This window comes from Superficieibacter sp. HKU1 (assembly GCF_029319185.1).
In the GTDB taxonomy this organism is placed as follows: Bacteria; Pseudomonadota; Gammaproteobacteria; order Enterobacterales; family Enterobacteriaceae; genus Superficieibacter.
On the sequence record NZ_CP119754.1, the window covers coordinates 2069419 to 2090300 of the forward strand.

Here is a 20882-nt window from a genome sequence, read left to right on the forward strand (position 1 = left end):
TAACGCAGTTTGTCAGCATATTCATGCCCCGCTCATCCTGTGGATCACCTGGCCGCCAGCGGGAATGTCTTGTTGGTCATGGGTAACCTGCAACACCGGAATACGCAGCCGGCGCACCTCGTCAAAAACCCACTGCCGAAAATCTGCGCGCAGTGCGCTGTCGAGACGGCTGAAAGGCTCATCGAGCAGCAGCGCCCGGGGCTGAGCCAGCAGGGCGCGTAGCAGGGCAATCCGCGCCCGCTGCCCGCCGGAGAGTGAAGCCGGATCGCGCGCGTAAAACCCGGCCATTCCGGCGCGCTCCAGAGTCTGTTGAACGCTGTCGCGCCGTGCGGCCCCCTTCACGCTGGCAGGCAGCGCCAGCAGCAGATTTTGCCCAACGCTGAAATGATCAAACAACAGCGCATCCTGAAATAAAATGCCAATCTGCCGTTGCGCGGTCGGCAGAGGGTCAATGCGTTGGTGATTAAGCCACAGCTCGCCGCTGGCCTGAAACTGCGGCGGAAGCGCACCCACCATCCAGGCCAGTAGCGTGGATTTGCCGCTGCCGGACGGTGCCATCAGGGTCGCAATATCACCGTTTTCAACCGTGAAGCTCAGGTTGGTAAGCAGCGGCGCAGGACCAAGGTGCAAGGAGAAATCGTGAAGGCGGAGCATTTAGCGGAGTCCCTGTCGTTTTGAGCCAATCCAGGTTGAGAATAACGCCACCAGCGCGAACACCAGCAGCGGTAATAACAACTGTGCCAGGGCCTGCGTTGCCAGTAGGGTATTGCTGCCACCGCTAGTAAGCGCCACCGCCTCGGTGGTGAGCGTGGGAAAATGTCCTGCCCCGAGCCATAAAGTGGGCATATATTGCGCGATGCTGACCGAGAAGCCCACGGCGAAGGCCAGCAGCGCCGGGCGCACCAGCAGCGGGCATTTCACGCAGCAGAAGATCCTGCTGCGCGACCAGCCGAGGGTTTGCGCCACCAGGATCAGGCGCGGATCCATCCGTTGCCAGGCCGGTTTAAGTGCAAAGAGCATCCACGGCAGCACCCACAGCAGATGCCCCCAGATAACGGTCAGAAACAGGCCGTCGCGATTGAACCACAGCGCCAGATGGTATTGCCCGGCCACCAGCGGCAGGGCGGGAAGAATGACGGGCAGCCAGACCCAGCGGTGGCCGCGCTGCGGTCCCCATTCCAGCCAGAGCAAAATCACCAGCAGACCAGCCATACTGGAGGCGAGCCCTGCTTGCAGGCTATTCACAAACGCGTCGGGATTGATCGACGAAACCTGAGCCATGAATGCCAACAGCGCAATGCACAGCACGCCAGCCAGCGGCAGCAGCAGCGAGAGCGCTGTTCCCGGTAGCGGCGATGAACTACGGTGGCGCACGCCGCGGGGTGTCGCAGCGATCCGCCGCCAGCCGCGCCACAGCAGATAGCCGACCAGCATGAGCGCACCGAGTAAGAAGATCAGCAACAGACTGCCCAGCGTGCCTTTGACCTGCTGCCCGGCATCGCCCTGGTTCAACCATTGCCAGCACAATACGGCAAGCGTCGGCGGATTACCCGGCCCAAGAATAATTCCCACATCCACCGCAGACAGTGACCAGGCAGCGATCGCCAGCATGACGGCACCCAGCGCTGGCGCAACCGACGGTAACAGCAATACATTAAGACCTTGCCAGCGACTATAGCCCAGGGAATCCAGTACGATTACCTGCTGCAAAAGCCGTTTCTCACTGAGCAGTGCGGCGAGGATCCACATCACAAAGGCGCTCTCTTTCACCGCCAGCGTCAGGCCCAGTCCAACACCATAGCGATCTTCAGGCGCGGTGAAAAAGGGGAGGATGCGATACCATGCTCCACCTTCCGCAAACAGCAGCAGTGCGCTGGTGGCAAACGCCACGTGGGGAACCGCCATGAGCCACGGCAGGCGGGTATGCAGCCGCTGCCAGCGTGCGCCGGGCCAGAGCGCGACAACCACCACCAGCGCGATAAGCAGGGCACCCGCCGCGGCAATAATTGTCGAGACGAGCGTAGCCAGCAGCGCCTGCGGCAGTTGCGGATCGCTAAATAGCGCCTGCCAGTGTGCCATCGACAGCGCGGGAACCATAAGGGAAGAAATCGCCGGCAGCAGCGGCGAGTAAATTACCGCCATGATGCCCCACAGCAGCAAAATTAACGGGAACCGTAGCGCCGCAGCCATTCTTGCTCCAGCGCATCGACCCAGCCAGCGTGGGGCTCAGGCAGTACAGCGGTTGATTGGGCAGGCATAAACGCGCGTAACGCTTTCCGCTGCGCGTCCGGTAATGTTTGCGCGTCAAGAACCGACGGATCGCCCCAGTATGCCGGATCGGCTTTGCGCAGCTGCGCATCGGGCGACAGCAGAAAATTAGCGACTACTTTTGCCCCGGCGCTGGCACTGGCGTTGGCCGGAATGGTGACGAAATGAACATTGCCCATCATTCCGCTGGAAAAACCAAAACTGTAGCTGGTGTCGGGCAGCTCGCCGGACGTTATTTTTTGCCGCGCATGGGCTGGATTAAAGGTCATCGACACACGCAGCGTACCGGCGTTAAGCAGAGCATCCATTCGTGCCGGAGAAGATGGAAAGTCCTTGCCCTTACGCCACAGATGAGGATGCAGCGCGTCGAGATAAGCCCACAGTGGCGCGGTAACCGTCGCGAAGCTGGCCTCGTCTGGCGCGCGGGTTAACGCGTCCGGCTCCGTGGTTAATGACAGCAGCAACTGCTCAAGAAACGCCGTGCCGGTAAAATCTGGCGGACGGGGATAGGTGACGGTGCCCGGATGGTCTTCAGCAAAAGCCAGCAACGCCTGTGGCGTCTGCGGCGGTTCAGGCAGGGTAGCCCGATCAGCGATAAACGTTAGTTGCGCGCCGCCCCATGGCGATTCCGCCCCGTCTGTCGGAATGGCAAAATCGGTGCTGACCGGTTGCTTTTTATCGACATACCGCCAGTTTGGCAGCGTCTGCGCCCAGCCGGTTTTAAGTAACCCGGCCTGTTTCAGGGTGCGAAAGTTTTCCCCATTGATCCAGAGTAAATCGACCGAACCGTGAGTCTTCCGTCCGGCGCTGGATTCTGTCTGAATACGTTTTACCGCATCGGCAGCATCGGAGAGATGGACAACTTTAAGGGTAATGGCGTAATGCGTTTTCATTTCGCCACTGACCCAGTCCAGATACTGATTAACGGCATTGTCGCCGCCCCAGGCGTTGAACCATACCGTCTGGCCCTTAGCCTCATCTTTTACGGCCTGCCAGCTTTCAGCGGCATGAAGATGGCCTGTCAACAGCAAACTCATCAGCAACACGTTACAACGCATGATTTCTCCCGGAAAAACGCGCAACCATCCAGCGTGACGCCAGCGGTAACAGCCCCAGCAGGGCAAAGGCCGCCAGCATAGCGGGAGAAATAATACTGTGCATTGATGTCAACTGGCTTAACTGACATCCGGCGTTGAGATAAATCAGCGTTGCCGGCAACATCCCTGCCTGACTGACCCACCAGAAGCGGCGCACGCTGACGCAGGTCAACCCGGACAGCATATTGACCAGGAAAAACGGAAACAGCGGCGTTAAGCGCAGAGCGAAAAGGTAAAAAATGCCGTCGCGTGCCATTCCCCGGTCGACCATTGCTATCCGATCCGGGAAGCGTTGGGCAACCCAATGGCGCAGCAAATAGCGGCTGATCAGCATTGCCAGCGTGGCGCCAAGGGTGGAGGCAAAAGACACCAGTAGCGCGCCTTCCCACAAGCCAAACAGTGCGCCAGCAAGCAGCGTAAGCAGCGTCGCGCCAGGAATCGACAGGGCAGTCATCAGGGTATATATCAGGAAAAAGATCCCGGCACTCAATAGCGGCGTCTGGTGCTGCCAGTGTGCCAGCGCCAGATGCGCGTGTTTAAGGTTATCCAGGGTCAGCGAACCCGGGGGCAGAGTGCACACCGCCCCGGCAATAACGATGACCAGCAAACCTGAGAGCAGGCGTTTTTTCACAATTATTCTGGTTCGTTAGACCTTAAACGTTGCCCATACCGGCGCATGATCTGAGGGTTTTTCCATGCTGCGGATCTCATAATCAATGCCCGTCTCCACGCAGCGCTCGGCCAGCGGGGTGCTTGCCAGCAGCAAATCAATGCGCAGGCCGCGATTATCATCAAAGCCTTTTGAGCGATAATCAAACCAGGAGTATTGATCGGTCGTTTCCGGGTTCGCCTGACGGAAAGTATCGACCAGACCCCAGCCCAGCAGGCGCTGCATCCACTCGCGCTCTTCCGGCAGGAACGAGCATTTGCCGGTGCGTAGCCAGCGTTTGCGGCTGTCTTCGCCAATGCCGATATCCAGATCGGTGGGGCTGATATTCATATCCCCCATAATCAGCACCGGTTCCTCCTTCTTCAGTTCGTTCTCCAGCAGATGTTGCAGGTTCTGATAGAACTGCGCTTTGGCGGGGAATTTAAGCGGATGATCGCGACTTTCTCCCTGGGGAAAATAGCCGTTAATCACCGTCACGTTGCCCAGCGGTGAAGGGACTTCAGCAATGATGATCCGGCGCTGGGCCTCTTCATCGTCATTCGGGAAGCCGCGACGTACCGAGACCGGTGTCTCTTTGGTCAGTAACGCGACGCCGTAATGTCCTTTCTGCCCGTGATAAAACACGTTGTAGCCCAGCTTCGCCACCTCTTCGAGGGGAAACATATCATCATGGACCTTGGTTTCCTGCAGGCCAATCACATCAGGCTGATGCTTTTCGATAATCGCGGCAAGCTGGTGAGGGCGGGCGCGCAGGCCGTTGATATTAAAAGAGACAAATTTCATAGTCGCTGCCACTGTACTGGATGAGTAGAGCTGCGATGGTAGCAGAAATTACGCCTGATGGCGCGGCATTGCGTTGTCTCATCCGGCCGCGTGCAATTAGTGCCCGATCCCGGTGCGTGACGCCCCGTTTTGAGGCACAAATCTACGAGAAATTTCGCAGACGATCACATTTCCAGAATTATATTTTACGTATGAATAATATTTCTGATTATCACGCTGGAAAACCCTCTTTTAGACTATATATGCACTTTATATGCAAAAGTAGTGCATAGCGTCAGGTTGTAACTCCTTGATATTTCGTTTCTCCAATCATTTTATGCATTTTTTTCGCTGGCTGGCACGATGCCTGCAATCTACATTTACAGCGCAAATGCTCATGAAATTTAACATTTCATAAACTTTTCATTTACCGGATGAGGTCGCTATGTCGCAGTCAATAACGCGTAATAATTTTGATGAATGGATGATGCCTGTCTACGCACCGGCGTCTTTTATTCCGGTACGCGGCGAAGGCTCCCGCCTGTGGGATCAGCAGGGTAAGGACTATATCGATTTTGCGGGCGGCATCGCGGTCAACGCGCTGGGACATGCGCATCCGGCACTGAATCAGGCGCTGAAAGCGCAGGCGGATAAGTTCTGGCATACCGGTAACGGCTATACCAACGAACCCGTCCTCCGGCTGGCGAAACGCCTGATTGACGCCACTTTTGCCGATCGTGTTTTCTTCTGTAACTCCGGGGCGGAAGCGAATGAGGCGGCGCTCAAGCTGGCGCGTAAATACGCTCACGATCGTGTTGGGCCGCACAAAAGCGGCATAGTAGCGTTTAATAATGCGTTTCACGGTCGCACCCTGTTCACGGTCTCCGCCGGCGGACAGCCTGCCTATTCACGGGATTTTGCGCCATTACCTCCGGACATCCGCCATGCGGTATTTAACGATCTGGCGTCGGCCCTTGAGCTTATCAACGACGATACCTGCGCGGTGATCGTCGAGCCGATTCAGGGCGAGGGCGGCGTAGTGCCTGCCGAACCGGCTTTTCTGCGCGGCCTGCGGGAATTGTGCGATCGCCATCATGCGCTGCTGATTTTTGATGAAGTCCAGTCTGGCGTAGGACGTACCGGGGAACTGTATGCCTACATGCATTATGGCGTTACGCCTGATTTACTGACCACCGCCAAGGCGCTGGGCGGCGGCTTTCCGATTGGTGCGCTGCTGACGACCGAGGCCTGCGCCAGCGTCATGACCGTCGGCACTCATGGCACCACCTACGGCGGTAATCCGCTGGCCAGCGCGGTTGCCGGAGAAGTCCTGTCCCAGATTAACCGTGAAGAGGTGCTGAACGGCGTGAAGCAGCGTCACCAGTGGTTCAGCGAACGGCTACAGGCCATCAGTCAAAAATCGGGACTCTTTAAACAGATCCGCGGCCTTGGCCTGCTGATCGGCTGCGTACTTGATGAACGTTACGCCGGACGAGCCAAAGAATTGAGCAACCTGGCGGCTGACGAAGGGGTGATGGTGCTGATTGCCGGGGGCAACGTGGTGCGCTTCGCGCCGGCGCTGATCATCAATGAAGAAGAGATTGCCACCGGTCTGGACCGCTTTGCCCGCGCCTGTGAACGTTTTGTGTCTGGAGGTTCATCATGATGATCATTCGTCCGGTTACCCATGACGACCTGCCCGCGCTGGTGGCGCTGGCCGGTAAAACAGGCGGCGGCCTAACCTCGCTTCCTGTCGATGAAGCGACGCTTTCAGCGCGTATTGAACGCTCACTACACACCTGGCAAGGCACCATTGAGCGTGGCGAGCAGGGGTACGTTTTTGTGCTGGAAGACACTGACAGCGGCGACGTTGCCGGAATTTGTGCCATTGAAGTCGCGGTTGGCTTAAACGATCCCTGGTATAACTATCGTGTAGGTACTCTCGTTCATGCTTCCAAAGAGCTGAACGTATATAACGCACTTCCGGCGCTCTTTTTAAGTAATGATCACACCGGCAGCAGCGAATTATGCACCCTGTTTCTCGACCCCGACTGGCGTAAAGACGGTAACGGCTACCTGCTGTCAAAATCCCGCTTTCTGTTTATGGCGGCGTTTCGCGACCATTTCAATGAAAAAGTGGTCGCTGAAATGCGCGGCGTGATCGACGACAACGGCTATTCCCCGTTCTGGGAAGGCCTCGGCAAGCGTTTTTTCTCAATGGAGTTTGCGAGGGCGGACTACCTGTGCGGCACCGGGCAAAAAGCCTTTATTGCTGAATTGATGCCCAGGCATCCTATCTATACCGATTTTCTGCCAGCGGAAGCGCGGGCCGTGATTGGCGAAGTGCATCCACAAACTGCCCCGGCCCGCGCGGTACTGGAAAAAGAGGGCTTTCGCTACCGGGAGTACATCGACATCTTTGACGGTGGCCCGACGCTGGAATGCGATATCGACCGCGTGCGCGCCATTCGCAAAAGTCGACTGGTAGAGGTGGCAGAAGGTCAGCCCGCCGCGGACGAGCAGCCGGTGTGCCTGGTCGCGAACGAACAATATCATCACTTTCGTGCCATGTTGATCAAGGCCGACCCGCAGAGCGATCGGCTGATCCTGACGGCGGCACAGATGGACGCCCTGAAATGTCATGCGGGTGATCGTGTCCGGGTAGTGCGTCTGTGCGCTGAGGAGAAAAAACAATGAGCCAGTGGATCAACGGTGACTGGGTAACGGGTCGCGGCGAGCGCCGCGTTAAATCCAATCCGGTATCAGGCGAGGTAGTGTGGCAGGGTTATGATGCCGATGCAGAACAGGTCCGCGAGGCGGGGGACGCGGCGCGCGCGGCGTTTGCTGGCTGGGCCAGGCAATCATTCAGCGCCCGCCAGGCGATCGTTGAACAATTTGCCTCGCTGCTGGAAAGTCATAAACAGGCTATGACCGAAACCATCGCCAGAGAAACCGGAAAGCCGCGCTGGGAGGCGGCGACCGAGGTGGCGGCGATGATCAATAAGATTGCGATCTCGGTAAAATCCTATCATGTCCGCACCGGCGAACAGCGTACCGATCTGCCAGACGGCGAGGCCACGTTACGCCACCGTCCGCACGGCGTGCTGGCGGTTTTTGGTCCCTATAACTTTCCGGGGCATCTGCCGAACGGCCATATCGTGCCCGCGCTGCTGGCTGGCAATACGGTGATTTTTAAACCCAGCGAGTTGACGCCCGCCAGCGGCGAGGCGGTAGTTAAGTTGTGGGAAGCGGCCGGTTTACCTCCCGGCGTGCTGAATCTGCTACAGGGGGGCAGGGAAACCGGCGCCGCGTTAAGTCAGCTTCCTGCCATCGACGGCCTGTTATTCACCGGCAGTTCCACCACCGGCGCGCAGTTGCATCAGCAGCTGGCCGGGCAGCCGCAGAAAATTCTTGCCCTCGAAATGGGCGGTAATAACCCGCTCATCGTTGATGAGCCTGCGGATATTGACGCCGCAGTGCATCTTACCATTCAGTCTGCGTTTATTACCGCCGGGCAGCGCTGCACCTGCGCACGACGGCTACTGGTGAAGCGGGGGGAGCAGGGCGATCGTTTTCTGACCCGGCTGGTGGACGTTGCCCGTCGACTGACACCCGGCGCATGGAATGCTGAGCCGCCGCCGTTCATGGGCGGGTTGATTTCAGAGCAGGCCGCGCAGCACGTTGTTCAGGCGTGGAAGCAGCACATAGGCAACGGCGGCGTGGCGTTGCTGGAACCGCGCTTGCTTCAGCCGGGCACCTCGCTACTGACGCCGGGGATTGTTGATGTTACCGACGTGGCCGGGACGCCGGATGAAGAGGTCTTTGGCCCGTTACTGTGCGTCTGGCGTTATGACGAATTTGATGACGCCATCCGCCTGGCGAATGCCACACGCTACGGGCTGGCAAGCGGGTTGATCTCCGGCGATCGGGAGAAGTTTGAGCAGCTGCTGCTGGAAGCGCGAGCGGGGATCGTCAACTGGAATAAACCGTTGACCGGCGCAGCCAGCACCGCACCCTTCGGCGGCGTCGGCGCGTCCGGCAACCACCGGCCCGGGGCGTGGTACGCCGCCGATTACTGCGCGTGGCCAATGGCAAGTCTGGAATCTTCTGCGTTAACCCTGCCAGCCACCCTCAGTCCGGGACTGAATTTTGACCGCGAGGAACAGTCATGAACGCCAGGGAAGTGAATTTTGACGGGCTGGTGGGCCCCACTCACCACTATGCGGGCCTTTCGTTTGGGAATCAGGCGTCGACAAAACATCGTCTGCAACTGTCGAATCCTAAGCTGGCGGCAAAGCAGGGCTTATTAAAGATGAAGGCGCTGGCCGACGCCGGGTTTATGCAGGCGGTGATCCCGCCGCAGGAAAGGCCGAATATTGCGCTGTTGCGGCAGCTGGGGTTTAGCGGTGGTGATGAAAAAATTATGCAAACCGTCGCCGCGCAGGCCCCTTGGATGCTGTCGTCGGTGAGTTCTGCCTCGTCAATGTGGGTGGCGAATGCCGCCACGGTGTGTCCTTCTGCGGATGCGCTGGACGGCAAAGTTCACCTGACGGTAGCTAACCTCAATAACAAATTCCACCGCGCCAGCGAAGCGCCCACCACCGAAGCGTTACTGCGCGCCATTTTTCCCGATACTTCCCGGTTCGCGATCCATTCAGCCCTGCCGCAGGTGGCACTGTTTGGCGATGAAGGCGCGGCAAACCACAACCGTCTCGGCGGGGAGTATGGAAAGCCCGGCATCCAGCTTTTCGTCTACGGGCGTGAAGAGGGCGGCGCGGCGCGACCGGAACGTTACCCGGCGCGCCAGACGCTGGAGGCCAGTCAGGCGGTGGCGCGGCTGAATCAGGTCAACCCGGAGCAGCTTATTTTCGCCCGGCAAAACCCGGCGGTCATCGACCAGGGCGTGTTTCATAATGACGTGATCGCCGTGAGCAACCGCCAGGTGCTGTTCTGTCATGAGGAGGCGTTTGCCGATCAGCCTGCGCTAATGGCCACGCTGCGCCAGCGCATTCCCGGTTTTATGCCGCTTCAGGTGCCGTCCAGTGAAGTCAGCGTCGATGAAGCTGTCGCCACCTATCTTTTTAACAGCCAGCTTTTGAGCAAAGACGATGGCTCAATGCTGCTGGTGCTGCCGCAGGAGTCGCAGCAGCATCCGCGCGTCTGGCGTTATCTGACCCGGCTGCTGGAAGAAGACAATCCTATCAGCGAGCTGAAGGTCTTTGATTTGCGTGAAAGCATGGCGAACGGCGGCGGCCCGGCCTGTCTGCGTCTGCGGGTGGTTCTGACGCATGAAGAACGTCAAAAAGTAAATCCGGCCGTTATGATGAATGATGAACTGTTCAACTGCTTAAACGGCTGGGTAGATCGCTATTACCGCGACCGGCTGGTGCAGACCGATCTGGCCGATCCGCAATTGCTGCGCGAGGGGCGTGAGGCGCTGGACAATCTGACGCAAATTCTCCATCTCGGATCTGTCTATCCCTTCCAGCGCTAACGGGGGCGAAATGAAGCATTTTTTAGCATCAACGCTGTCGGCTACGGCGCCACTGGCGACGCGGGGAGAAACACCCTGGTTCCGCTGGCGCTGGTTGGGTGAGGGCATACTGGAGCTGTCGCCGCATCAGCCGGTAGCACGGGCGCTGGTTCTCTCAGCCGGAATTCACGGAAACGAAACCGCGCCGGTCGAAATGGTCGATCACCTCCTTACAGCATTAATGGCAGGAGAGATCCCGCTGCGCTGGCGGCTACTGGTGATCTTCGGCAATCCTGCCGCGCTACGGACTGGTAAACGCTACCTGCAGGCCGATCTCAACCGGATGTTTGGCGGACGCTGGCGGCAATTTCCGCAGTGCGATGAAACTGCGCGTGCCGCGCTGCTGGAAGAGACGGTCAGCCGCTTCTTCCTGGAGGATGAACGAGCGCAGTGCTGGCATCTGGATATGCATACCGCTATCCGCGGTTCGCACCACCTGCGTTTTGGCGTGTTGCCCGCCAGATCCGCACCCTGGGATGCGTCATTTCTACAGTGGCTGGGCGCGGCCGGACTGGAGGCGCTGGTTTTTCATCAGCATCCGGGGGGGACTTTCAGCCATTTCAGCGGCGAACGCTTTTCGGCACTGGCCTGTACGCTGGAACTGGGTAAAGCGTTGCCCTTTGGTGACAATAATCTGTCGCTTTTCGCCACCACGGCGCGGGCACTCGCCAGTTTGCTCGCCGGAGAGCCGACGGCCACCTGCTACACAGCGCCGCTACGCTATCAGGTGATACAGCAGCTGACCCGGCACGACAGCCGTTTTACCTTATACATGTCAGCCGAAACGCGTAATTTCACTTCTTTTGCCCCCGGCACGCTGCTGGCGGAAGAGGGGGATCGCTGTTGGCGGACAGGCGATGAGACCGAATACGTTCTTTTCCCGAACCCTGATGTCGCGCCGGGCCTGCGCGCGGGTTTAATGTTAAAGCGTCTGCCCTGAGGTAAATAGTATTCCGCCCGGTATCAGTATATTACTGATGCCGGTATTATCATTTCAGGGGCAATGCAGACTTATCTGAGTAAAATGCTTTATTAATAATCAGTGCTGATTTATACTTCTGCATAATCTCTTCGTAATCAATGAATTATTTATTTTTGTTATCACTCTCCATCTTTTTTCCATATTTTCTTCATAATTGGCGATAAAACGTTTTTTACACTTTCAATGCTTTACTCATGCACTCACTTATTGACGATAAAGCGCGTAGAGTTAATATCGTCAACACGGCAAACACGCCGAAAGAATAACTGAAAGAAGGATAAAACCATGCGTAAATTAACTGCTCTGTTTGTTGCCTCCACCCTGGCATTTGGCGCGGCTAACCTGGCTCATGCCGCTGACACGACGGCTGCTGCGACTACCGCGAAAACAGCGCCGCAGCATAAAGGTCCGATGGGCCCGCATCATGACATGATGTTTAAAGATCTGAATCTGACCGACGCGCAGAAACAACAGGTTCGCGACATCATGAAAGCCCAGCGTAGCGAAATGAAGCGCCCGTCAGTTGAAGAGATGCGTGCAAACCACGATCTGATTGCCAGCGATACCTTTGATAAAGCGAAAGCTGAAGCGCAGATCGACAAAATGGCGGCGCAGCACAAATCGCAGATGCTGGCCCGAATGGAAGCACAGAACAAGATTTACAACATTCTGACCCCGGAACAGAAAAAACAGTTTAATGCCAATTTTGAGAAGCGTCTGACAGAACATCATGCGCGAGACGGTAAAATGGCCCCGCCAGCTGAATAATTCAGCCGACAAAATTCAAGACCGCCGGTCTTGCCCATAGCCGATAACAGGCCGTGGGCAGGCCCGGCGGTTTTTCATTTTATCCCTTGCCTGCGGCCACTAACGCGGTATTCTGCAGAAGCGGGTGCATTATCATGATCTTAGGTTGCATCACCGTCTTTTTTTAATTTTATTATAACGTTGCGCTAAGGCCCGTCATTCTGCTGCCGATAAATAACGAATAATCGAAAGCCGCTGATAGCCACAGGCGGCCTGGTGATACGCACCGTGCCTTTCTGGAGTGATGATGGATTATTTTGATATGCGCAAAATGGCGGTCAATTTATGGCGTAACGGGGCAGGCGAGACGCGGGAACTGTGCTCTTTCCCTCCGGCCACCCGCGACTTCAACTGGCGGGCCAGTATCGCCTCTATTGCGGCGAATGGCGAATTTGCGGTTATTCCAGGAACGGATCGGGTGATTACGTTGCTTGAGGGTGGGGAAATGACGCTTGACGGCGGAAAGGCGTTCCGCCATACGCTGCGACAATTTCAGCCCTTCCGGTTTTCCGGCGAGCACAAGGTACGGGCGCAGCTTACCGAAGGGCATATGTCGATGGACTTCAACGTCATTACCCGTCGCGATCGTTGTCAGGCAAAAGTACGGGTAGCCGACCGCACCTTTACCACCTTTAATTCGCGTGGCGGGGTCGTTTTTGTCTTAAACGGTGCATGGCAGCTCGGTGATAAATTGCTCACCGCCGAACAGGGCGCGTACTGGCAGGACGGGTGTCATACCCTGCGCTTACTCAAAAGCGAAGGTCAGCTTCTGTTCAGCGAGATCACCTGGTTACCAGGACATTAATTCGCTGATTTCGAAATTTCCCGCGATCAACGGCTTGCAGAGGATCTTATAGCCGTCCTGATCGAACCCGGCAGGTGTGCGTACTAATGACGACGCCTCGTCCGGACTGTTTACCGATCCCAGCCACAGCCAGTTATCGATAATATGATACTGGGTCATATCCGGGCCGCTTTCTTTCATTGCTACCGGGCCCTGCCACGGCCAGCAAACGATCTGCAGCCGCGCCAGAGCGTCATACAGCCGCTGATTATGTTCTTCGATGCTTTCTTTCCCACAGCAGGCTCCCGCGCAGCGGTGCAGGGCAGACCGGAAGCAGCCCCGCCCGCGGGTCACGGATTCCAGCCCGAGCAGCCCGTAACATAACTTGTGTTCATCGGCGATGCTTTGCAGCGCGCCAAGCGCCGTACGTCGATTGGCAAACAAACCAAACAGCCCCGGCTGGTGGGAAAAATCGACTTCACGGGCATAAACGATTTGCGGTTTTCCGTCCACCATCAGTAATGAACAGAGCTGGCGATTGCGCCGCAGACGTTTATTAAACAGCGGTTGCTGCTCTTTAATCAGCTGTGCCTCCAGCAATAACGCGCCGACTTCACCTGCGGTACGCACCCAGGTGATCCTGCGGGACTGGCGCAGCATCGCGGCTTCAGCAGGCGTGCGTAAATGCGAGAGCACGCGGCTGCGAATGTTGATGCTTTTACCGATGTAAAGCGGCATTGCATCGCTTTCGCCATGAAAAAAATAAACGCCGGGCAATTTGGGCAGAGCCTCAAGCCAGGGACGTAAATGCTCGGGATATTCATAAATTGCCGCCGCTTCGAAATCGAGGCGGGGGGCTGAGGGACGCCTGGCCACATTCGCTCCTGATACTGTGTACACATACAGTATAGCAAGTTAAATCTGGCGAAAAAAGAGGCGAAAAGAACGGACCGGAAAATTTGCCCGGTCCGCAGGTGATTATTTCTTCCAGAAATCGTCGAATACGGTGATTGGCGGGCGACGTTTGTGTTCGGTTTTCAGATACCAGCCCTCAATAATGCGGGCGGTGCCTTCATCAACCGGTTTGCCTTCGAGATAATTATCAATATCTTCATAGGTCACGCCGAGCGCCGCTTCGTCAGGCAGCGAAGGACGGTCATCTTCCAGATCTGCCGTAGGCAGTTTCTTATACAGATGTTCCGGGCAGCCAAGCTGCGCCAGTAGCTGTTTACCCTGACGTTTATTTAAACGGAACAGCGGATTGATATCCGTACCACCATCGCCATATTTGGTGAAGAACCCGGTCAGCGCCTCAGCGGCATGGTCGGTACCTACAACCACACCTTTGGTCATGCCAGCAATACTGTACTGGGCTTTCATCCGCTCGCGGGCTTTTTCGTTGCCGCGGACAAAATCGCTCAATTCGATGCCTGCGTCGCGCAGTGCCTGCTCGCTGGCTAATACTGCACCTTTGATATTAACCGTCAGCACGCGATCGGGCTGGATAAACGCTATAGCGTCCTGGCAGTCCTGTTCGTCTGCCTGCACGCCGTAGGGCAGGCGTACCGCGATAAATTGCAGATCCTCGTTGCCCCCTTCGGCTCGCAATTCATTAATTGCTGTCTGACACAGCTTCCCGGCAAGGGTGGAATCCTGCCCGCCGCTGATCCCCAGGACCAGGGATTTGATAAACGGATAGGTGGTCAGGTAGGATTTGAGAAAGTCCACGCTGCGGCGAATCTCTTCTTCCGCATCGATCTGTGGTTTAGCGCCAAGCGCACGAATAATTTCTTGTTGCAGAGCCATGTCACCCCCGTAGTAAAGTCTGCTGAGTTATCAACATTGCTGGACGATACCTTTAACCTACCTCTTCGGGGCTTAAACGACAACAATTGACCGGGCAGAACAGAATGATTGACGCTTTTTCGCTCTCCGTAGCTGTTTTTTAAGGATATTTCCGAAAGAAAGAGGATTTTCTCAAGCAAGTTGAAAAATTCGGATTTGTATTCCAGGCTTATAACACGCTGATAAACAAGAGGACGGAATATGAACAAGAATGTAGCAGGAATTTTAAGTGCAGCGGCAGTACTGACTATGTTGGCTGGTTGTACGGCCTACGATCGTACTAAAGACCAATTTACACAGCCAGTCGTGAAAGATATTAAGAAAGGGATGACGCGTCAGCAGGTACAGCAGATCGCCGGACGTCCTTCTTCTGAAGTGTCAATGGTCCATGCTCGCGGTACGTGCCAGACCTATATTCTGGGTCAACGCGACGGTAAAACAGAAACCTATTTCGTAGCGCTGGATGATACCGGTCGCGTACTCAACTCTGGTTACCAGACCTGTGCCGAGTACGACACCGATCCGCAGGCTCCGAAGCAGTAATTTCCTTTCTATGCCTGAGCAAAAAAAGAAACCGGCCCTTGTGTCGGTTTCTTTTTGTCCACATCATTCTTTTTTAGCATCGCGAATTATTTGATCGAAATGTGAGGATGGTCAAAGCATGATGTCAATGAAGGACAATTCATGCACTTTACGCATTATCACACCCCTACGTAAAATCGTATACTCCCCCCTAAGGCAAAACAATATCTTCCACAATTGCCTGCAAAGGCAGGATGAGATTAATAATTCGCCGTATAAAATTTGTTCGTAAAATTATGGAGGGTTTTATGAAGAAGAAAAAAATCTATTTGTTTTGTTCCGCAGGGATGTCCACTTCTCTGTTAGTATCAAAAATGCGCGCCCAGGCAGAAAAATATGAAGTACCAGTTATCATCGACGCATTCCCCGAATCGCTGGTTGCAGAAAAAGGCCCTGAAGCGGATGTTATTCTCATTGGTCCGCAAATTTCTTATCTGCTGCCAGATATTAAAACTGCCGTTCCCAACAAGCCTGTTGAAGTGATTGATTCCATTTTGTACGGAAAAGTCGATGGATTAGGTGTATTAAAATCCGCCGTCACAGCCATTAAAAAAGCAGCAGTACATTAAATTTATTTATTTACCCGTCAAAGAGTTATTTCATATTTCGTCGCCGCAATTTCAGGTTGTGGCATTACAGGGTGCTATTTATGAGCAAAGCAATTGATTCACTTGAAAGGGTTCTACTGCCCTTTGCTGTGAGATTAGGCAAACAGGTGCATGTTAATGCAATTAAAAATGGCTTTATCCGGTTGATGCCATTAACGCTTGCAGGCGCAATGTTTGTTCTGATTAATAACGTATTCTTGAGCTTTGGTGAAGGATCATTCTTTTTCTCATTGGGGGTAAGACTTGATGCTTCAACAATTCAAACATTAGAAGGTTTCAAGATTATTGGCGGCAGCGTATATAACGGTACGCTGGGTATTATGTCGCTGATGACGCCGTTCTTTATCGGTATGGCGCTGGCGGAAGAACGTAAAGTCGATCCGCTGGCCGCTGGTTTACTGTCGGTAGCATCTTTTATGACGGTCACGCCGTTTAACGTAGATAAAGCTTATGCGGTTGGCGCAAACTGGCTTGGCGGGCAGAATATTATTTCCGGTATTATTATCGGGCTGGTGGTGGCGGAAATCTTCACTTTTATTGTTCGTCGCGACTGGGTGATTAAACTGCCGGATAGCGTGCCTGTTTCAGTTTCCCGCTCATTCTCTGCGCTGATCCCGGGTTTCATTATTCTGTTGATTATGGGGTTCGTCGCATGGGGCCTGTCGCTTATCGGCAGTAACTTCCATCAAATCATTATGGACAGCGTTTCTAAACCGCTGGCATCAATGGGGAGCGTCGTAGGCTGGGCTTATGTGGTGTTCAACGCGCTGCTGTGGTTCTTTGGTGTTCATGGCGGACTGGCGCTGACCGCGCTGAACAGCGGTATTCTCGGTCCCTGGGGGATGGAAAACATGGCGACCTACACCCAGTATGGGTCGGTGGACGCGGCCATCGCTGCCGGTAAAACCTTCCATTTCTGGACAGGACCGATGCTGGAATCGTATATTTTCCTCGGCGGTACCGGTGCCACATTAGGTCTGATCCTCGCGATTTTCATTGCTTCACGCCGCGCGGATCACCGCCAGGTAGCGAAGCTGGCGCTGCCGTCAGGGCTGTTCAATATCAACGAACCGATCCTGTTTGGTATGCCGATTATCATGAACCCGCTGATGATGATCCCCTTCGTAATGATTCAGCCGATTCTGGCGGGTATCACGTTGGCGGCTTACGCTATGGGTATTATTCCGCCGTCAACCAACTTTGCGCCATGGACCATGCCGCCTGGACTCGGTGCCTTCTTCAACTCTAACGGCAGCATAGGTGCGCTGGTCCTTGCTCTGTTCAACCTGGCGGTGGCAACGCTGTTCTACCTGCCGTTCGTGATCATCTCCAACAAAGCACAAACCGTGATTGAAGAAGAAGAAAGCGAAGAAGACATCCGGAACGCTCTGTCGTTTTAACCCACAGCAGACTCAGCTGAATGAGAACGTGCAAAAGGAGAGTGCGATGGAAATCCAGACGGTACGCGCAAGTCAATTTTTGAACAGTGAAGATTTTCATATATTCATTCTGGATAAGGTTGAAAGCGTCAGCGGATTACATCAGCACGACTATTACGAGTTTACCATTGTTCTGACGGGCAGCTGTTATCAGGAGATCAATGGTAAACGGGTACTGCTGGAGCGAGGGGATTTTGTCTTCGTTCCCATCGGTTCGCACCATCAGACCTTTTATGAATTCGGCATGACGCGTATTTTAAATATGGGGATCAGCCGTTCTTTTTTTGATGAGCATTATCTCTACCTGTTACCTTTTTGCTTTGTCGCCTCGCAAAAGTATCATATTAAGAAAGAGTTTCTCATCTACATTGAGTCAACCATTGCCTCGCTGAATTTTCGCGATGATGAATTCGATGAGTTCAATAAGCTGTTGACGTTTTATATTGTTAACCGTTTACAGCATTATAAAGAGCAGGTGGAGGATGATGATATTCCCGTCTGGCTGCGGCGGACCGTGAAGGAGATGCATGATAAAACCATGTTTGGTGAGAACGCGCTGGAGAAGATGATTGCAATTTCCGGGAAGAGTCAGGCATACCTCACGCGCTCCACGCAAAAGTACTACAATAAAACCCCGGTGCAAATTATTAACGAGATCCGGATTAATTTTTGCAAGAAGCAGCTTGAAACCACCAATTTCTCGGTAACCGATATTGGTTATGACGCCGGATTTAGCAGCCCCTGTATTTTTATTAAGACCTTTAAAAAACTAACGGCGTTTACGCCGGGCTCTTACCGCAAAAAGCATTGCGGCGGCTAATTCCATATTATTCACAGCCTGCGTCAGTGGAGGGTGGCAAAGGCGGGCGTGCCGCTGAACGGCTTTAAAACGCTGGATCGTCAACTTCACTAACCCGGCCGGGATGGTGACCGGGGGGGTGTATCTCACACCAACTTTATGTGAAGCCGGCGAAGCTGGAGCTCCGGCTGGTCAATTTCAGCGATCTGTAAAAGAACACCGCAGCCCTGGGCGAGTGGCGCGCCGCCAGGCAAATTCCGTGGTATAGCGTTTGTCAGCAGTTTGAAGCCCGACGCCCCCATCGGGCTTTTTGGTGGTCGCCTGTGCTTATTTAATTGCGCGAAATATTTTGAGCAAAGTGTGAAGAAAATCATAACGCGAGGTCAATGAGAGACGATTTCTTGCCAGGATGGATTTTTCTGAGCCAAAGAGATGCCGTATACTCGACTCATAAACAGAAGGTCATCATAACGAGTGAGAGGCAATGAAACATCGTTCAGTGATGACATAATTCATAAGTTGAGGAAGCGAGAATGGAAAAGAAATATATTTATCTTTTTTGCTCTGCAGGGATGTCTACATCTTTGTTGGTATCCAAAATGCGCGCGCAGGCTGAGAAATATGATGTGCCTGTGGTAATCGAAGCGTTTTCTGAAGCCTTCGCTGCGGAAAAAGGTCCGCAAGCCGATGTTATCCTCCTTGGTCCGCAAATTGGCTACATGTTGCAGGATATTCAAAAAATTCTACCGAACAAACCTGTCGAAGTTATTGATTCAACGCTTTATGGCAAGGTCGATGGTTTAGGCGTACTTAAAGCAGCCGTTGCTGCTATTAAAAAAAGCTGCTGCGCAGTAATTTTTTATTATTTTTCCCGTCAAAGAGTTATTTCATTATTAAACGCCGCAAATTGATTGCGGCCTTTAAGGGTAACCATTATGAGTAAAGTGATCGATTCGCTTGAAAAGGTGCTGCTTCCTTTTGCTGTAAAAATAGGCAAGCAACCGCACATCAATGCCATTAAAAATGGCTTTATTAAATTAATGCCGTTGACCCTTGCAGGGGCCATGTTCGTTCTTATCAATAACGTATTTTTGAGCTTTGGCGAAGGCTCTTTCTTTTATTCAATGGGAATACGGCTGGATGCATCAACTATTGAAACCTTAAATAGCTTTAAAGGCATTGGCGGCAACGTCTACAACGGCACCCTCGGCATTATGTCGTTGATGGCTCCCTTCTTTATTGGCTCCGCGCTTGCTGAAGAACGCAAAGTCGATCCCATGGCGGCAGGGTTACTGGCGGTGGCGGCGTTTATGACCGTGACGCCTTTCAGCGTCGGAGAAGCCTATGCTGTTGGGGCGAACTGGCTGGGTGGTCAGAATATTATTTCAGGCATGATCATTGGTCTGGTCGTGGCTGAAATGTTCACCTTCGTCATTCGTCGTAACTGGGTAATCACACTGCCAGATAGTGTGCCTTCCTCCGTATCCCGTTCTTTTTCCGCGCTGATCCCAGGCTTTATTATTCTCTGTATTTTCGGGGTTATCTCCTGGCTGCTGGCTTCTTACGGCAGCAACTTCCATCAGATCATCATGGATTCCATCTCGAAGCCGTTGGCAGCGATGGGCGGCGTCGTTGGTTGGGCATATGTCATATTCAACACGTTACTGTGGTTCTTTGGTGTGCATGGTTCCCTGGCGCTGACCGCGCTGGATAACGGTATTATGACGCCGTGGGCACTGGAAAACATTGCGCTGTATAACCAGTACGGTTCGGTTGACGCGGCGATAGCGGCAGGACACCAGTTCCACTTCTGGGCTAAACCTATGCTGGACTCTTATGTTCTGCTGGGCGGTTCTGGTGCCACATTGGGTCTGATCATTGCCATCTTCATCGCCTCTCGTCGCGCGGATCACCGCCAGGTCGCAAAACTGGCGTTGCCGTCGGGTATCTTCCAGATCAACGAACCGATTCTTTTTGGCCTGCCGATTATTATGAACCCGGTTATGTTCATACCGTTCGTGCTGGTTCAGCCAATACTGGCTGCGGTTACCCTTGCCGCCTATTCGATGGGTATTATTCCTCCGGTGACTAACCTTGCGCCGTGGACAATGCCCACTGGTTTGGGAGCGGTCTTCAACAGTAACGGCAGTGTCGCAGCACTGTTAGTCGCCCTGGTCAACTTAGCTATCGCAACGCTCATTTACCTGCCGTTTGTCATGGTTTCGAATAAGGCGCAGGCAGTTATTGAGGAAGAAGAGAGCGAAGAAGATATCGCGAATGCACTGAAATTCTGATGACACGCGGTATGGGGAAGCCCATACCGCCATCGTAAAAAGGAAAATGTATGTTTGATCTGGACAATATCACCGCAGAACCAGTACAGGAAAATGACCTCGAAGAAGTCGTGATGGGGCTAATTATTAATTCAGGTCAGGCGCGTAGTCTGGCTTATACGGCGTTAAAGCAAGCCAAGCAGGGCGATTTTACGGCAGCGAAACAAACGATGGAGCAATCGCGCATTGCCCTGAATGACGCGCACCGGGTACAGACCCAGCTCATCGAGAGTGATGAAGGCGAGGGGAAAATGAAGGTGAGCCTGGTGCTGGTTCATGCGCAGGATCATCTTATGACGTCGATGCTGGCCCGCGAGCTGATTGCTGAATTGATCGAACTTCATGAGAAGGTACAATAGGTTATCGACACACT

General features: G+C 54.1%; 21 protein-coding genes. 14 read left to right on the top strand and 7 right to left on the bottom strand.

What is annotated here, in order from left to right; genetic code table 11:
- Window positions 1-21 precede the first annotated feature (21 nt).
- Genes P0H77_RS09850 through xthA form a run of 5 tightly spaced genes read right to left on the bottom strand, consistent with a single transcriptional unit; the run spans window position 22 to window position 4818 of the window.
- On the bottom strand, window positions 22-654 hold the full coding sequence (locus P0H77_RS09850; protein ID WP_276164722.1) for an ATP-binding cassette domain-containing protein: 633 nt from the start codon (window positions 652-654) through the stop codon (window positions 22-24).
- A complete protein-coding gene (locus P0H77_RS09855; RefSeq protein WP_276164723.1) occupies window positions 655-2190 on the bottom strand; it encodes a thiamine ABC transporter permease in 1536 nt (511 codons plus the stop codon).
- Window positions 2163-3305, bottom strand: a complete 1143-nt coding sequence (locus P0H77_RS09860; protein WP_276165091.1) for an ABC transporter substrate-binding protein — start codon at window positions 3303-3305, stop codon at window positions 2163-2165. Before P0H77_RS09860 ends, P0H77_RS09855 begins: the two co-directional genes overlap by 28 nt.
- 10 nt (window positions 3306-3315) lie before the next feature.
- Window positions 3316-3996: a TVP38/TMEM64 family protein gene (locus P0H77_RS09865; protein WP_276164724.1), complete on the bottom strand. Its 681-nt coding sequence runs from the start codon at window positions 3994-3996 to the stop codon at window positions 3316-3318.
- A 15-nt stretch (window positions 3997-4011) separates the two neighbouring features.
- Window positions 4012-4818 carry an exodeoxyribonuclease III gene (gene xthA, locus P0H77_RS09870; protein ID WP_276164725.1) on the bottom strand — a complete coding sequence of 269 codons (807 nt, stop codon included), beginning with the start codon at window positions 4816-4818 and terminating at the stop codon, window positions 4012-4014.
- 424 nt (window positions 4819-5242) lie between these two features.
- Between xthA and P0H77_RS09875 the strand changes: the two genes are divergently transcribed.
- From P0H77_RS09875 to ves, 7 genes are all read left to right on the top strand, one after another.
- Window positions 5243-6463 (top strand): aspartate aminotransferase family protein, encoded by a 1221-nt coding sequence (locus P0H77_RS09875; protein ID WP_276164726.1) that lies wholly within the window; start codon window positions 5243-5245, stop codon window positions 6461-6463.
- Window positions 6460-7494, top strand: coding sequence for an arginine N-succinyltransferase (astA, locus tag P0H77_RS09880; protein WP_276164727.1), 1035 nt, complete (start codon window positions 6460-6462; stop codon window positions 7492-7494). The genes P0H77_RS09875 and astA overlap by 4 nt, the downstream gene beginning before the upstream one ends.
- On the top strand, window positions 7491-8969 hold the full coding sequence (gene astD / locus P0H77_RS09885; RefSeq protein ID WP_276164728.1) for a succinylglutamate-semialdehyde dehydrogenase: 1479 nt from the start codon (window positions 7491-7493) through the stop codon (window positions 8967-8969). The genes astA and astD overlap by 4 nt, the downstream gene beginning before the upstream one ends.
- Entirely contained in the window at window positions 8966-10291 is a 1326-nt protein-coding gene (gene astB / locus P0H77_RS09890; protein ID WP_276164729.1) for an N-succinylarginine dihydrolase, read from the top strand. Before astD ends, astB begins: the two co-directional genes overlap by 4 nt.
- Before the next feature lie 10 nt (window positions 10292-10301).
- Window positions 10302-11270 (top strand): succinylglutamate desuccinylase, encoded by a 969-nt coding sequence (gene astE / locus P0H77_RS09895; RefSeq protein WP_276164730.1) that lies wholly within the window; start codon window positions 10302-10304, stop codon window positions 11268-11270.
- 327 nt (window positions 11271-11597) lie between these two features.
- Entirely contained in the window at window positions 11598-12080 is a 483-nt protein-coding gene (gene spy, locus P0H77_RS09900; RefSeq protein ID WP_276164731.1) for an ATP-independent periplasmic protein-refolding chaperone Spy, read from the top strand.
- Between the two features lie 286 nt (window positions 12081-12366).
- Complete coding sequence (gene ves, locus P0H77_RS09905) at window positions 12367-12924, top strand: environmental stress-induced protein Ves (protein WP_276165092.1); 558 nt, start codon at window positions 12367-12369, stop codon at window positions 12922-12924.
- On the opposite strand, the gene cho is transcribed toward ves, so the two are convergent.
- Both cho and nadE read right to left on the bottom strand, forming a co-directional pair.
- Complete coding sequence (cho, locus tag P0H77_RS09910) at window positions 12910-13779, bottom strand: excinuclease Cho (RefSeq protein ID WP_276164732.1); 870 nt, start codon at window positions 13777-13779, stop codon at window positions 12910-12912. The two genes, ves and cho, sit on opposite strands and share 15 nt — an antisense overlap.
- Window positions 13780-13881: 102 nt before the next feature.
- The gene (gene nadE / locus P0H77_RS09915; protein ID WP_276164733.1) at window positions 13882-14709 is read right to left on the bottom strand and encodes an ammonia-dependent NAD(+) synthetase; all 828 of its coding nucleotides are present in this window, start codon (window positions 14707-14709) and stop codon (window positions 13882-13884) included.
- A gap of 240 nt (window positions 14710-14949) precedes the next feature.
- Here nadE and osmE point away from each other — a divergent pair, with 240 nt between their 5' ends.
- From osmE to chbA, 7 genes are all read left to right on the top strand, one after another.
- The gene (gene osmE / locus P0H77_RS09920; RefSeq protein WP_103677743.1) at window positions 14950-15291 is read left to right on the top strand and encodes an osmotically-inducible lipoprotein OsmE; all 342 of its coding nucleotides are present in this window, start codon (window positions 14950-14952) and stop codon (window positions 15289-15291) included.
- A 287-nt stretch (window positions 15292-15578) separates the two neighbouring features.
- The gene (locus P0H77_RS09925) at window positions 15579-15899 is read left to right on the top strand and encodes a PTS sugar transporter subunit IIB (RefSeq protein WP_276164734.1); all 321 of its coding nucleotides are present in this window, start codon (window positions 15579-15581) and stop codon (window positions 15897-15899) included.
- Window positions 15900-15979: 80 nt separating this feature from the next.
- The gene (gene chbC / locus P0H77_RS09930; RefSeq protein WP_276164735.1) at window positions 15980-17338 is read left to right on the top strand and encodes a PTS N,N'-diacetylchitobiose transporter subunit IIC; all 1359 of its coding nucleotides are present in this window, start codon (window positions 15980-15982) and stop codon (window positions 17336-17338) included.
- A gap of 46 nt (window positions 17339-17384) precedes the next feature.
- The gene (gene chbR, locus P0H77_RS09935) at window positions 17385-18197 is read left to right on the top strand and encodes a transcriptional regulator ChbR (RefSeq protein WP_276164736.1); all 813 of its coding nucleotides are present in this window, start codon (window positions 17385-17387) and stop codon (window positions 18195-18197) included.
- Between the two features lie 512 nt (window positions 18198-18709).
- Window positions 18710-19087 carry a PTS sugar transporter subunit IIB gene (locus P0H77_RS09940; protein ID WP_276164737.1) on the top strand — a complete coding sequence of 126 codons (378 nt, stop codon included), beginning with the start codon at window positions 18710-18712 and terminating at the stop codon, window positions 19085-19087.
- A 24-nt stretch (window positions 19088-19111) separates the two neighbouring features.
- A complete protein-coding gene (chbC, locus tag P0H77_RS09945) occupies window positions 19112-20470 on the top strand; it encodes a PTS N,N'-diacetylchitobiose transporter subunit IIC (protein WP_276164738.1) in 1359 nt (452 codons plus the stop codon).
- 50 nt (window positions 20471-20520) lie between these two features.
- On the top strand, window positions 20521-20868 hold the full coding sequence (gene chbA, locus P0H77_RS09950; RefSeq protein ID WP_276164739.1) for a PTS N,N'-diacetylchitobiose transporter subunit IIA: 348 nt from the start codon (window positions 20521-20523) through the stop codon (window positions 20866-20868).
- Window positions 20869-20882 lie beyond the last annotated feature (14 nt).